Consider the following 13,370-nt stretch of genomic DNA (forward strand, 5'->3'; position numbering starts at 1 on the left):
ATGAGCAATTCAAAAGACAACGTCCTGCCGAAATGGCTGCAACTGGGCGACGGCATTGCCACCGTGACCCTGTCCCGGGCGAGCCAGGCGAATGGCATTCAGGTCGACAAACTGACTCTGCGCGAACCGACGGTGCGCGAGATGCGCGCCGCCACCTTGCAGGGCGGCAGCAACGAAGAAGAACAGGAAATGGTCTTGTTCTGCAGCCTGGCGAGCATCGGCCGTGCGGATCTGGAGGGGCTGCTGATGCGTGATTACCGTCGTTTGCAGACCGCCTATTTTCGTCTGGGAGCAGACGACGGGGTTTAACCCCCGGCTGCAAAAGGCCTTGGCCAAACGCTTGGCGGTCGAGCTGAATTTTTCGGCGGCCGAGATCCAGGGTCTGTCGTTTTCCGAGATGGTCTGGTGGCTCACGGACTGAGCCTAATCCCGTCGCACACAGGTAACCTGCATGGCGAACAAACTCTCGCTCGGGCTGGTGATTGGCGGCGCCGTCGATTCATCCCTGGGCGCCGCCTTCAAGAATGTCAGCGGCGAAATGAAAAAGCTTGAGGCGCAAACCACCCGCGCCAAAGGTTTGCAGAAAGTCATCGGCGAAACCATACGTCTGCGCGATGAATGGAAAAAGGCTCACGACAGTGGCGCGGCCAATGCCGACGCCTTGCTGCGCAAACTGGAAACCAACACCAGCAGCTTGCGCAAGCAGGGTGTCGAAGTCGGGCGCCTACGTCAGGAGTACCTGGCGTTGGGCAAGGTGGTGCGCAGTGCCGAGTTCAAAGCCAAAGGCATGGGGCAGGTCGAAGAGGGGCGGGAGAGCCTGCGCAGCGGATTTGGCACGGCAGTGGCCGGTACCACCCTGGCTGCGGTGCCGACCAAGGTCAGCGCGGATTTTCAGGCGATCATCCGGGACATCGCGATCAAGTCCGGTACCGCCAACACCCAACAGGAAGTGGACACCGCCCGCGACATCGTCCAGACCTCAAAAGACAGCGGCATGGCCAACACCCAAGTGGCCGACCTGGTGAACCAGTTGGTCGGCGGCGGCATGGAGTTGGCCGAGGCGCTGAAGTACGCCCCGGTGGCCGCCAAGTTTGCGGTCGGGCAGGGCGCGTCAGGCACCGACACGGCGAAAATGATTCTGGCGATGCAGAACAACGCCAAGATCACCGACCCGAAGAAAATGGAACAGGCCTTGGCGTCGGTCGCGTTGCTGGGCCAGCAAGGCAGCTTCGAGGCGGCCGACATGGCCAAGTGGTTTCCGGAACTGCTGGCGCAGATGGCCGGCAGCGGCATCACCGGCCAGGAGGCGGTGACGCAACTGGGGGCCATGCTGCAGGTGCAGATCAAGAGCGCCGGCAGCGCCGATGAGGCGGCGAACAACCTGAAAAACTGGATCGCGAAAATCGGCTCGGGGGAAACTGTCAAAGGTTATGCCGATGCCGGGATCGATTATCAGGGCTCGATGAACGCCGCCATTGCCAAGGGCCTGTCGACCTTTGAAGCCAGTTTTGAACTGGCTCGCCGCTACGTGGAAAAGACCGACCCGAAGAAGGCCAAACAGCTGGATCAGGGTCTGACCAAAATCAGCCAGGAGACGGATCCGGCCAAGGCACAAGCGATGGCCGATGCCCTGGCCGCGACCCTGCGCACCGGCGATGTGTTTGCCGATATGCAGGTCAAAACCGCGCTGATGGCGTACACCCAGAACAAGAAACTCTATGCGGATCTGAAAAGGGATGCCGCGAACCCCAACGGCCAGCGCAAAGACATTCTCGACAAAAACCTGAACGAACGTCGCGAGAGCTCGTCGCAACGTTGGGCCGAAACCGGTCAGGCGTTCAACGATTCGCTGCGTGCGATCGGTGATGCCCTGCGGCCGGCGACGGATGCGCTGGCCAGCGGTATCGGTGCAGCAGCGCGTGGCTTGACCGCCTTGTCTGAGGAGACGCCCAAGGTGGTGCTGGGCCTGGCGGCGCTCAGTGCCGGAGCCTTGCTGGCGGGCAAGGCCTGGGCCGCGCTGAAGATCGGCCGGGGGCTGGTCAACATCGCGCGCGGCTCGGCCGGCGACCGGTCCAACATCGTGCAGCGGGTATTCGTGACCAACGCGAATGACGGCGATGACGACGGGGTGGATCACGATTCAGGTCGAAAGAGAAAAGGCCCTGCACGTCGGCCGTCCCGTGGCATGAAAGTGGGCGGGGCGCTGGCGGTGGTCGGTGCCGGCGTTCAGATGCTGGACACTTACCAGAACGCCATCACCCGTGATGAAAAGGCCGAAGGCTACGGCGAGGCGGCGGGTGGTCTGGCCGGTGGTTTGGCCGGTGCAGCAGCGGGTGCCGCCATCGGCTCGGTCATCCCGCTGCTCGGTACCGCGGTGGGTGGGATGATCGGTGCCTGGCTCGGGGCGATGGGCGGCGGTGACGTGGGCGCGACCATGGGCAAGACGTTGTTTGGCGGGCCGGACATCCCGGTCGTACCCAACGCACCGCTCGGCCTCTTTCCTATGCCCGCCGGTCAGGGGGTTGGCGCGGTCGTGCGCGCGATGGACAGTGCCCCCGCCGCGCCGGTCACAGCGGCGGCATTGATGTCGAGCACCGCAGCCAAGACACCCGAATGGCCGAAGGTCGATCAGCAATTCACCTTCGCCCCGGCCCCGGTGTTTCAGGTGCACGGTGATGTGAAAGACCCGGCGCAACTGGTCCAGGAATTGATGCCGTATCTGCGCCGTCAGTTTGAAGACTTCGCCCGGGAGGCGCGCGCCCGGCAGTTGTTTGATGCACCCCACGTGGGTTGAGGACGTGAAATGGCGGATGAAAAAACTTACCTGCAGCACCTGCAGGGCGGGCTGAAGTACATGGTCGACGCGGGGGAGGCCGGGCGCACTGACCTGGAGTCCATGACTGGACCCATGAATGGCGCGCTCAATGAGATTAGTGGGGCGGCCGATGCGCTGGAAGGTCTGCCCTTTATCAGCGAGGACCTGAGCGACAAGACCCGGCGTCTGCAGGATGCGATCAACTCGGCGCAGGCCAAGATTGGCAAGGTCGCCAGCTTCTATAACCAGACCCAGCGCGCGCTGGCCCAGTTTGATGAGCACTTTTCCGCCCTGACCGAACAGATCGGCCGCTTCGGCGCGGCGTTCAACAAGGTGGCCGGCAAGGCCAATGCCGCGTTGGGCAACATCTTTCCCACGGAATGGTTTGCCGGCGACATGTCACCGATTCCCGACGCGGTGAAGCCGTTTCCGCACCTGCTGATCCTCTACCCGCTGAAAGCCAATGAGCGGCCGTACTACTTCAACCTGGACACGGCAGCCTTCGATGAACTGCGCCGGCAGACGGCGTTTCGCTGGGCCGCGCAGGAACGCCTGACGCGGCGTCCGGCGCAGCAGGCGGTGGGGCTGGGTGAGGAGAAAATCACCATCAAGGGCGCGATCTACCCGAGCTTCAAAGGCGGGCTGAAGCAGCTGGATAGGTTGCGCAGCATCGGTGCCAAGTTGCTGCCGCTGAACCTGACCACGGGTTATGGCGAGGTGCTGGGCAACTGGGTTTTGACCAATATCGAAGAAGAGCAAAGCGCTTTGCTGCCCGGGGCTATCCCGCGCAAGCAGGGCTTTTCATTGGAGTTCGTCCGTTATGGCGATGATCTGCAGAACAGCTGACGGAGATCTGCTCGACACCCTGTGCCACCACTATTATGGCCACCTGAACCGCAGCGTCGAGTCGGTACTGGCAGCCAATCAGGGCCTGGCCGATGAGCCACAGCCATTCCGGGCCGGCGTGCTTATCACGCTGCCGGACCTGGTGGTGGAGACTGACAGCGTCATTTCGTTGTGGGATTGATCCCATTACCCAGCCCGCCGAGTGCGGGCTTTTTCTTGTCTGGAGTGCCGATATGCAACCGCTTTTTCGCATCGTCGCCGACGGCGCCGACATCACCACCTTGATCAATGATCGGCTGGTCTCTCTGCAGTTGTCCGATCGGCCCGGCATGGCCTCGGATTCATTTGAGCTGCGCATTGATGACCGTGACGGCGCGGTGTCGCTGCCTGTGCGTGGCGCGAGCATCGAAGTCTACCTGGGTTATGCCGGCGCCGAACTGACGCGCATGGGCCGCTACACCGTGGACGAAGTGGCCGTTTCCGGTCCGCCGGACACGCTGGTGATCAGCGGCAAGGCCAGCGACATGCGCGGCAGCGGCAAGACCACGCGCAGCGGCAGTTGGGAGGATGTCAGCCTGGCGCAAATTGTGGGTGACGTCGCCGCCCGCAATGGCTGGCAGCCGTCGTGTCCGGTCGATACCCGGGTGCCACGTATTGATCAGCTCAATGAGTCGGACTTCAATTTCATCACCCGGGTGGCCAAGAAGCACGACTGCACCGCCAAGGTGGCCAACGGCAAGCTGCTGGTCTTGCCGCGACAGGGCGGGCAGAGCGCCAGTGGCAAGGCCTTGGCGGTGATCACCTTGCAACGCAATGATGTGACCCGATGGCAGTTTCGCTTGAGCGACCGCAGTGCCCATCAAGGGGTCAGCACCCAGTACCAGGACCCGGCTAGCGGCGAGCTGCTGATCTCGCACCTGGACAACCCGAACGTGCCCGAAGGGCTGCCGCCGGTGCATACCGATCGCCATCTCTATCCGGACCGCACGGCGGCCGATGAGGCGGCCAAGGCCCGTCTGGCGGCGTTCAATCGTTCGACCGCCTCGGTACGTCTCGACCTGCCGGGTCGGACCGACCTGTTTGCCGAAGTCATGATCCAGGCCCAAGGCTTCAAGCACGGCCTCGATGGCGAGTACCTGGTGGAGTCGGTAGATCACACCTTCACCCCGTCCGGCTGGACGGTGTCGGTGGAGTGCAATGGCGGCAAGGAGGGCAAGGCCAAGGCCTCCGGCAAGGCAGAGAAGGTCGTGCTCGAAGTGGCTGGTTGAGTGCCCGGGCGCGTAAATCGGCCTGAGTTAGAAGTCTCAAAATCAAAGTAAAAGGAGCGGCGAGGCTGGGTGCGTCAACACCCAGCCTGGCCACCGTCCCCGCAGATTGTCCCTGCAAGTCCCGCCAAGGCTCCTGCTCTGTGCACAAAGCACAGCGAGCCTAGCACCTGTTTATTTATACAGTAAAGGTCTTGCTATCCATGTCTTCACCCATCATCCCTTGGATGGGCGGCAAACGCCGCCTGGCCGATCGCCTTATTCCGCTGTTTCCACCTCACGAATGCTACGTCGAAGTCTTTGCCGGCGGCGCCGCGTTGTATTTCATGCGACCTCAGGCGGCGCCCGTCGAAGTGCTCAACGACATAAACGGCGACCTGGTGACGCTGTACCGCGTGGTGCAGAATCACCTCGAGGAGTTCGTGCGTCAGTTCAAGTGGGCGCTCAGTTCGCGGCAGGTGTTCGAGTGGCAGAAGATGACCCGCCCGGAAACCCTCACCGACATCCAGCGTGCCGCGCGATTTTTCTACCTGCAGCATCATGCCTTCGCCGGCAAGGTGTCCGGGCAGACGTTCGGCACCGCGACCACTGGCCCGGCCATCAATCTGCTCCGTATCGAGGAAAATCTCTCGGCCGCCTGGCAGCGTTTGTCCGGCACCTACGTCGAGAACCTTCCGTGGCTTGAATGCGCCGAACGCTACGACCGTGTCCATACCTTCCACTACATGGACCCGCCTTATTGGCAGACCGCCGGTTATGGCGTCGATTTCCCGTTTGAGAATTACGAGCGCATGGCCAACTTCATGCGCCGCTGCAAGGGTAGGGTAATGGTCAGCATCAACGACCACCCCGACATTCGCCGAGTGTTCGAGGGCTTTCACTTTGAGACGCTGGATATCCGCTACACCACGACCAATCAGCGCCAAGGCAAGGCCGAAGTCAGCGGTGAACTGGTGATCATGAACTGGGAACCAGCAGCACTTGGCGGGCTATTTTGAGGTGACTGATTTCCTCAGGGCGTGAAGCTGCCAGTCAGCAACGGCAGAGCTCGGCCAGCCGCCGCTCAGCCCAGAGCGATCATCAGCCAAAAGCGGATCACAGTGAAAAGTAGCCATCAGCGCATCGAACAAAATATGGCGGAATGTTGTGCGTAGAGCTTTCGGTTGCACCGAGGAGATCAGGGTCGACCCAGCCACAGCGTTAATCGGACCTAAAAACCGTGTTAAACCTCGGAGACAAGGACGTAAGCGTGTTTTTTCTTGTTATCTCGATTATGCTTGCTGGCACCTTGATCCGACATTGGAACTACGTAAGTCATGGCAGACCCAATCTGGAGTGTCCTGCAACAGGCGCTAGCAAGCGGATCTCGCTCAACTGTACTCAAGCCTTTGGGTTGGCTAGTAGCCCTCACACTCGCCGGAGCAATCTCAGCATTTTCGCTTAACCCCACAATTTGGTTCTCTAACGTACTTGGGGGGATGTGCGTACTTTCGATTATACTTTACATTGTTGCTTATATTTACTTCGCAATAACTGACAAAGACGCCCTGCGCAGCGAAAAATATTCGATCCAAAAACTGGCAATCAAAAACGGCTTTATTGGCGACGACCAAACTGGCTACATACCTTTGAAGCAAAGCACATATCAGCACCAGGATTTAATAGGTTCCGAAGTTCCAAAAGCAAAGGCGGAAGGATAATGAAAAAGCGTTTCATCATCCTCCTCGATTCAACCGAGGACGCACAAAACAAAGCTCTAATTGAATGGGTTAAAGAAAATAAACTAGGCTGGTGGCACTGGTTTCAAAATTCTTGGCTTTTGGCCTCACACTCAGAAAACTGGACGTCTGGAGTGATCAGGGACAAACTTTGCGAATTATTCCCCGACGCAAATAGTCTAGTGTTTGAGCTTAATGAAGGCGAAGGTACCTGGTCAGGATTTGGCCCAAATAAAGAGCCCAAGGATATGTTCGGTTGGCTAAGAAAAAATTGGGAATGAAATCGCTTTTCGACATTCATAATGAGAAGCCTAGAGCAATCGGATGAGCGTTAGTAAATTTCAATGGAGAAGCCTACGCGGGACATAGGCGGCCCTAAGCGGCGGTGGTTTTTCACACTAACTGGCCTGAAAACGTGCCAATCGCTGTTTTACTTGATGCTGCACCTCGATTTTAATATGGTTTTGTACTCGTATTTGCGCACTTAAACAACTCAATTTAATAGTAGGTTCCAATTGACCACTCAAAATATATCTGTGACTTTGATCACGCAAGGGGAGCATAAATTTTATTCAGGCACTATGGAGATTGATATAGTCGCCGCCACTTGCTCGACTAATCCTCGTGAAGAGGATCCGCAAAAAGGCTTTCAAAGAACCCTTGACGAAAAGCGAGCTCTGTCAATTGCTGAGTATATTAAAGTTGGCGGAACAATACCGTCGAGTATAATCCTCTCAGCACAGCCTGATTCAAATTTGACTTACAATTCCAAGAACAAAACTATTTCTTTTAATGATACTCATGGTTCTTTTTTGATACTGGACGGACAGCATCGCGTCTACGGCTTTAGAAAACTAATGAATGAAGGTGTCAAGTACCGAGTTCCGGTAATTATTTATAACGATCTCTCCCCCACGCAAGAGGCCAGGATATTCATTGATATAAATACGCTTCAGCGACCAGTGCCGAAAGAGCTTCTTTTGGATATTAAGCGTTTGGCTCAGCGTGAATCCACCGATGAACGTATGCTTGATGAGCTTTTCACTAATTTTGAGATCGAACCAGATAGCTACCTATTCAACAAGTTGAGTCGAATTGACAAGAAAAAAGGGAAGCTATCCAAGGTCACATTTTACGACTCGATGAAGCCGCTGCTTAAAGAGTTTAATATTTCGAATACCGATCGACTATATAAAATTATAAACTCTTTTTTTATGGCAGCTAACGATGTGGCAGAGGCCGACCAATTTAACCTTTCCGATATAATTACAAAAGCTACATTGTTTAAAATTTTGGTTGCTCATTCGAGAGCTGTGATAACAATGATCTCGGACAATAATCCAGAAGACATAGACAAAATTAGCGAGCACAAAAAATACCTCAGAAGGTCCTTACCTGGTTCCTTTCAAGAAATCTCCGACTCAAAGACTTATCTGAAGTCTGTTGAAGTCCTTGATAGGAAACTTCTACGCCGCAATATTACTATCTGATGGAGATTAACAAATTAATTCGCTTATTTACGCCCTTGGCAGTGGAGGGGGTATGGGCCGTCAAGCGTAACTCGCACGAACGCTTGGTCGAAAGACTGAATGATCTAGAGTTTGTGTCAAGAAGTCTTATCAAAACAGATAAAATATTAACTGTAGAGCTGCAAATTTTAGACGAGGCGTTGCTGTATAGATTGCTTGCAGGTGAGGCAAACAAATTTCTTCTGGCCTCAAGACTGACATACAGCCGCTCTGCCCAGGACCAAGTAGCAAATGCTTCTTGGCAAACGGTTGAGCACTATTATGCCGCTTATTATGCTGTGCATTATTTGTTGCGAATCACTGGTGTAAGCGTAACCAACTTAGATGACGGCGGCGCACGAATCATTGAGTCTAGCAGTTTGGGTGCCATTGCACCGAACACGGTTCCTGCGGGTCTTTATTTGATGAGTTATGATAAGAGCTCAAAGATATTGACTTTGAAAAAAGAACTAAAAAAAGCAGGCGGTGGATCGCATCAGCAGCTTTGGACATTGTGGGAGAGGCTGGTGGAAAAGTTGGACGCCGGCACAAACCAAGACCCTGTTGAATATACTAGTGTTTCTGTTGCGCTTGCGGTACACAAAAGTTTTCTCGTGAAGTCGACAGCCAAATACAATCCGCCCGACATAAGAGGGGAAATAAACTATCAGTTCAAAGGTGGTTCTTGGAAGTTTGAGGATAATGCAAAAAATGTGGTAGGAAGATTGCAGCGCGCAATATCAAGCATGCAGGTATCTGCACCAACGAATACCGCGACACCAGAAGGATTGGTTTCGCACAATAATTTCATTATTGAGTTCGCTAAGCTTGTATTTATCCACTCATCTAAGAGCTATCCAAGCGGGATTGGTCACTCTCTGGCAAACCAATATGCAGATTATTTGATTTAGTGTATTAAAATGTATATTGCTGTTTCCAATTTTCCGATATCACATCGTGGCTTTTTGCTTGTGCAGAGTCGCATTATCTATCGTCATTAGATATGGAAAAACGCTTACACTGCTCTAGCGATCTAGGTGGCTGTTATTCGAAGATATGCCAAACAGGATATTAGAGTGCAGGATGATATTATTTAGAACAACGCTAATTTGTTCCGCTTTTTTGTAGTGGGGGACCTATAAAAGATGTTCTCTGAATGATCTCATTTTTTATAGGTGTGCGTGGCTTTCTTCTTAGAGCTCAATATAAACTGCAATTGGGTCTAGAACGATTTCATTTCCCTCTCCGGATGTGAATTGTCGCTCTAATCCGTGGATCGCATTAGCAGATTTGCGAAGTACATCTCTCATGTTTGCACTGTCGTCGTCACTTGATGCTTCTCCAGGTTCCTCAGTTGACCCTGACGGCCTGTATTGAGTTATTATGCCCAAAATAACAAACTCAATATTTGAGATGCGCGAATATGTCTTAAAGGTAAAGTCTTCGTCATCTTTTAGACATTTCCGTTTTAAGTCGGCGGAGACTATACAGTCGTGAAGCTGCATGCTTATGTCGAGTCGGCCTTTGAAGCCATGTGCCAATATTGTCGACAGGTGTTTGTATTGAAGTCTGTCGTTTGCTACCTCGTCGACAGGCCTTTGCGATTTTGAAAGTCTGCTGAGCTCTGCTCTTAATGGTGCGGAAGATAGTTTCGCAGCTTTATTCTCACCTAGCTCGCCCAGTTTCTCTATCAGTAGTTGACGTATTTCGTTGTTAGAGATAATCGATACAGCGTCCTGCATGTCAACTAGGTTGTCGAGAGTTTTCACGACATCCAAAGAATCAAGGAATTGGGCCTTTGCAGTAATACGAACGAACCTCTTGCTACCTTTTTCAGGGTTGAGTTCTTCGAATGTGCAGTTGCTATCAACGTTAGTAAGTTTATTCTCGGAAGATAATTTTTCTTCAAAAATTGAGTATGCATAATCGTGCAAGAATTTTTTTTCAATACTTGCAGATGTTGTTTCTATAATTTCAGCCATTAAGCGACCGCTTGCAACAGGTCCCTTTTGGGTTTCACTATCGGAGCGTTGAGTTTTAGACTCGTTAAGAATGTAATCTGTCACGCCCTCAAAAAGCTGGGATGACAGTGAGTACATTTTATATTCATCAAGATAAAGGAAATTTCTCACGCGCGGACTTCCGTTTCATAAACTCATGATAGTATTTTTTTCGGGTGTCAACAAATGACCAGCCAACTAATCCCAAGCCTGCTAGTGCAACAATGACTCCAAGAATAATAATTATGCTGTTCATCTCCTTACTCTCCAAGACTTTTAGCAATTGTCATTCTATCATATACAGTAAGGCATAGCAAAAAAGAGACCAGTGATAGTGTGGTTGATATGCAAAGTATGGCGGTTAAATTGATTGAATGAAATATTTCCGCTAATAAAGCTAATACATACAGGGTTCCGTAGATAAGTATTAACAGTGTTGAGAATCCACTCATTAACTGTTTCCAGAGGACGTCATTTAAGTCGTGATATTTCATTTCATTGAAAATGGATACTTGAAGGACTATTCCGAAAGCGATGAAGTCAGCGGGCGCAAGTGCGGCTACGTGTTCTTCTCCGCTTATCAATGCGGATACTAATAATCTCAGTAATATCGGTATTAGTCCAAATAAAACTGTAAATACTAGCCAGCGCCACTTGTACTCACTTATATTTTTTATATGCACCTCCCGTCTTTTGATCGTGTCAGAGCTTGCAGTTGCTGAAAATTGGATTCTGAATATAGATCCTTTTTAAGACGTAAAGCTAGGCTGATCTACAAAAAATAACCAGTTAGTGGTACATAAATGGTACGAGCGAAAATAAAGGCAGCTGGAGGTCTTGGTTTCAAAGGTTCTGGAGTTTAGTAGCTCCAATCCATCACAGAAAAAGCCGAGGATCTGAGATCGTGACCAGCGGCAATCGATAGCAGTCACTCAGGCGTCATCATTACTGCAAGAGTCATCTTGATGAATTCCTCGTTGCGGTCGATCACATCCAGGGCGCTACGCACGTTTTCGGCGACATCTGTGGCTCCCCGCTGCTCGACCCAGGTCGTCAGTTCCATGATGGCAGCTTCAAGAGCGAGCTGGTTTTCATTGATCTTGAAAAGCAGGGATGGGAGTAGATCTGTGCTTGGCATCGTGAATTCTCCGTGGAGATTTCAGCGTAGCAGCAGAATTCTGGCTGGTTAGCAGCGGAGCTGGCAGGACGCCTGAAGTAGGGGAAAATCGGAATAGTTTTGTAACGCCTACCTAAAAGTTTTGTAACGCTTCGGGGGCGAAGGGACTTTTTCCAAACCCCAGAAACGACAAAGCCCTGAAAAATCAGGGCTTTGTCGTATAAAGATGGCGGAGGCGATGGGATTCGAACTCATGGACCTGTTACAGTCGACGGTTTTCAAGACCGTTGCCTTAAACCACTCGGCCACACCTCCGTTTGCGTTGCGGGCGCCATAATACCTGAATGAAACACACTGTCAAACTCTCTGCATAGCTTGTTACAGAGCGTCTGTTATGATCTTTGCGACTGAACGTTTCAAACCAACAGGAGTGTCGCCATGCGCGAACAGGATTACGCAGTTAATAACAGCGTGCAGGCTGAGCAGCTAGAGGTTAGCCGCGTCCTGCGCAACACATACGGCTTGCTCGCCCTGACCCTGGCATTCAGCGGTGTGACAGCCTACGTTGCCCAGCAGATGCATGTTGGCTACCCGAACATTTTCGTGGTGCTGATCGGCTTCTACGGTCTTTTCTTCCTCACCAACAAACTCCGTGATTCGGCCTGGGGCCTGGTGTCGGCATTTGCCCTGACCGGTTTCATGGGTTTCCTGCTGGGCCCGATCCTCAACCGTTACCTGGGAATGCAGGGCGGCGCTGAAGTGGTCAGCTCGGCGTTCGCGATGACGGCGCTGGTGTTCGGCGGTCTGTCGGCCTATGTGCTGATCACCCGCAAGGACATGAGCTTCCTCGGCGGTTTCATCACGGCAGGCTTCTTCGTGCTGCTGGGTGCGACGCTGGCGAGCCTGTTCTTCCAGATCAGCGGCCTGCAACTGGCGATCAGCGCAGGTTTCGTGCTGTTCTCCTCGGTCTGCATTCTGTTCCAGACCAGCGCCATCATTCATGGCGGCGAGCGTAACTACATCATGGCCACCATCAGCCTGTATGTATCGATCTACAACCTGTTCGTCAGCCTGTTGCAGCTGTTCGGCATCATGGGCCGCGATGACTGATCGTCGGTCTTGAAGTAAAAAAACCCGCTTCGGCGGGTTTTTTTTACCTGAAATTCAAGGTCACTCCACAATGACGATGCTGCCATCGGCTTGCTGGCGGTAGATGGTGTAGGGCAGCAGCAGTGTGTCCATCGCCCCGGACACGACCACGTCGAGCAGTACTATAGCGGGGGCGGGACCATGTACCTGCGCATCCCGACCGTCTTCGAGGGCCGCGTTCAGGTAGCAGAAGTCGTAGGTCACGCCGCTGTAGATTCGTGGCACCGCGCCGCAATAACTCTTGTGGTCCTTGAGGCTTTTTGCGGCCGCTTCGTCACTGCGCACAACCGTCTGAATCGTGCCGCAACCCGCTAGCACCATTGCCACCAATAGCATTGCCTGAGTTTTCATGCCGTCAATCCTTCGCCGGAAAGCATCAATCTATTTCAGTCTGAAACAAATATCACTCACGCCATGGGCGGCAAACGGCGCTTGACCGGGGTTTTCTTGACGATTGCCGTATTGGTTTCAGCGTGGGTATTGAGACGGTCGAGCAGGGTGTCCAGTTGTTCCATCGAGCGCACATGCAGGCGCGCAATGAAACAGTCGTCGCCGGTGACTTTGTCGCACTCGGTGAATTCGGGAATGGCCATGATTTGCCGTTCCACTTCCTGCAATTGCCCCGGTAACGGGCGAATACGCACGATGGCCTGGAGTTGATAGCCAAAGCATTTCGGGTCGATTTCAACGGTGTAGCCCTTGAGCACGCCGCGCTCTTCCAGGCGGCGCAGACGCTCGGCGACGCTGGGGGAGGACAGGCCGCTGATTTGCGCCAAGGCCTTGAGCGAGCGTCGCGAGTCTTCCATCAGTGCCGTGATCAGCACCTGGTCGATGTCATCGGTCATGGCAAAATCCTCTGTTAGGCATTTTTTCAAAATGGCCTTTATAAAAAAGGCAGATTCCGAGTTTAGCCTGCTTTTTGCTCTGGAGTAGTCCCTGGGTGCATTGGCAT

General features: G+C 53.3%; 15 protein-coding genes and 1 tRNA gene. 11 read left to right on the top strand and 5 right to left on the bottom strand.

Annotation, left to right across the window (positions count from 1 at the left end; all coding sequences use genetic code 11):
* From ASD95_RS14015 to ASD95_RS14060, 10 genes are all read left to right on the top strand, one after another.
* On the top strand, positions 1 to 309 hold the full coding sequence (locus ASD95_RS14015) for a phage tail assembly protein (RefSeq protein ID WP_056724312.1): 309 nt from the start codon (positions 1 to 3) through the stop codon (positions 307 to 309).
* 142 nt (positions 310 to 451) lie between these two features.
* Complete coding sequence (locus ASD95_RS14020) at positions 452 to 2,794, top strand: phage tail tape measure protein (RefSeq protein WP_056724315.1); 2,343 nt, start codon at positions 452 to 454, stop codon at positions 2,792 to 2,794.
* 9 nt (positions 2,795 to 2,803) lie between these two features.
* Complete coding sequence (locus ASD95_RS14025; RefSeq protein WP_056724317.1) at positions 2,804 to 3,661, top strand: phage tail protein; 858 nt, start codon at positions 2,804 to 2,806, stop codon at positions 3,659 to 3,661.
* Positions 3,636 to 3,842 carry a tail protein X gene (locus ASD95_RS14030; protein WP_056724320.1) on the top strand — a complete coding sequence of 69 codons (207 nt, stop codon included), beginning with the start codon at positions 3,636 to 3,638 and terminating at the stop codon, positions 3,840 to 3,842. The genes ASD95_RS14025 and ASD95_RS14030 overlap by 26 nt, the downstream gene beginning before the upstream one ends.
* Before the next feature lie 52 nt (positions 3,843 to 3,894).
* Positions 3,895 to 4,929, top strand: coding sequence for a phage late control D family protein (locus tag ASD95_RS14035; protein ID WP_056724322.1), 1,035 nt, complete (start codon positions 3,895 to 3,897; stop codon positions 4,927 to 4,929).
* Positions 4,930 to 5,129: 200 nt separating this feature from the next.
* The gene (locus ASD95_RS14040) at positions 5,130 to 5,924 is read left to right on the top strand and encodes a DNA adenine methylase (RefSeq protein WP_056724325.1); all 795 of its coding nucleotides are present in this window, start codon (positions 5,130 to 5,132) and stop codon (positions 5,922 to 5,924) included.
* 318 nt (positions 5,925 to 6,242) lie between these two features.
* On the top strand, positions 6,243 to 6,626 hold the full coding sequence (locus ASD95_RS14045; protein WP_056724327.1) for a hypothetical protein: 384 nt from the start codon (positions 6,243 to 6,245) through the stop codon (positions 6,624 to 6,626).
* On the top strand, positions 6,626 to 6,925 hold the full coding sequence (locus tag ASD95_RS14050; RefSeq protein ID WP_056724328.1) for a hypothetical protein: 300 nt from the start codon (positions 6,626 to 6,628) through the stop codon (positions 6,923 to 6,925). The genes ASD95_RS14045 and ASD95_RS14050 overlap by 1 nt, the downstream gene beginning before the upstream one ends.
* Positions 6,926 to 7,159: 234 nt before the next feature.
* On the top strand, positions 7,160 to 8,134 hold the full coding sequence (locus ASD95_RS14055; RefSeq protein ID WP_082562952.1) for a DGQHR domain-containing protein: 975 nt from the start codon (positions 7,160 to 7,162) through the stop codon (positions 8,132 to 8,134).
* A complete protein-coding gene (locus tag ASD95_RS14060) occupies positions 8,134 to 9,063 on the top strand; it encodes a hypothetical protein (protein ID WP_056724331.1) in 930 nt (309 codons plus the stop codon). Before ASD95_RS14055 ends, ASD95_RS14060 begins: the two co-directional genes overlap by 1 nt.
* Positions 9,064 to 9,345: 282 nt before the next feature.
* Here the strand turns inward: ASD95_RS14060 and ASD95_RS14065 are convergent, their stop codons facing one another.
* From ASD95_RS14065 to ASD95_RS14075, 3 genes are all read right to left on the bottom strand, one after another.
* Entirely contained in the window at positions 9,346 to 10,284 is a 939-nt protein-coding gene (locus ASD95_RS14065) for a DUF6414 family protein (protein ID WP_156385765.1), read from the bottom strand.
* 796 nt (positions 10,285 to 11,080) lie between these two features.
* Positions 11,081 to 11,290, bottom strand: coding sequence for a hypothetical protein (locus ASD95_RS14070; RefSeq protein WP_056724335.1), 210 nt, complete (start codon positions 11,288 to 11,290; stop codon positions 11,081 to 11,083).
* 206 nt (positions 11,291 to 11,496) lie between these two features.
* A tRNA-Ser gene (locus ASD95_RS14075) sits at positions 11,497 to 11,584 on the bottom strand.
* 123 nt (positions 11,585 to 11,707) lie between these two features.
* On the opposite strand from ASD95_RS14075, the gene ASD95_RS14080 reads away from it, so the two are divergent.
* Positions 11,708 to 12,379, top strand: coding sequence for a Bax inhibitor-1/YccA family protein (locus ASD95_RS14080; RefSeq protein WP_056724337.1), 672 nt, complete (start codon positions 11,708 to 11,710; stop codon positions 12,377 to 12,379).
* 60 nt (positions 12,380 to 12,439) lie between these two features.
* Here ASD95_RS14080 and ASD95_RS14085 read toward each other — a convergent pair whose 3' ends face one another.
* Together ASD95_RS14085 and ASD95_RS14090 are read right to left on the bottom strand one after the other, a co-directional pair.
* Positions 12,440 to 12,769 (bottom strand): YceK/YidQ family lipoprotein, encoded by a 330-nt coding sequence (locus ASD95_RS14085; RefSeq protein WP_056724340.1) that lies wholly within the window; start codon positions 12,767 to 12,769, stop codon positions 12,440 to 12,442.
* A gap of 56 nt (positions 12,770 to 12,825) precedes the next feature.
* The gene (locus ASD95_RS14090; RefSeq protein WP_007987480.1) at positions 12,826 to 13,263 is read right to left on the bottom strand and encodes an Lrp/AsnC family transcriptional regulator; all 438 of its coding nucleotides are present in this window, start codon (positions 13,261 to 13,263) and stop codon (positions 12,826 to 12,828) included.
* Between the last annotated feature and the right edge of the window lie 107 nt (positions 13,264 to 13,370).

This window comes from Pseudomonas sp. Root71 (assembly GCF_001429045.1).
GTDB classification, from domain to species: Bacteria; Pseudomonadota; Gammaproteobacteria; order Pseudomonadales; family Pseudomonadaceae; genus Aquipseudomonas; species Aquipseudomonas monachiensis.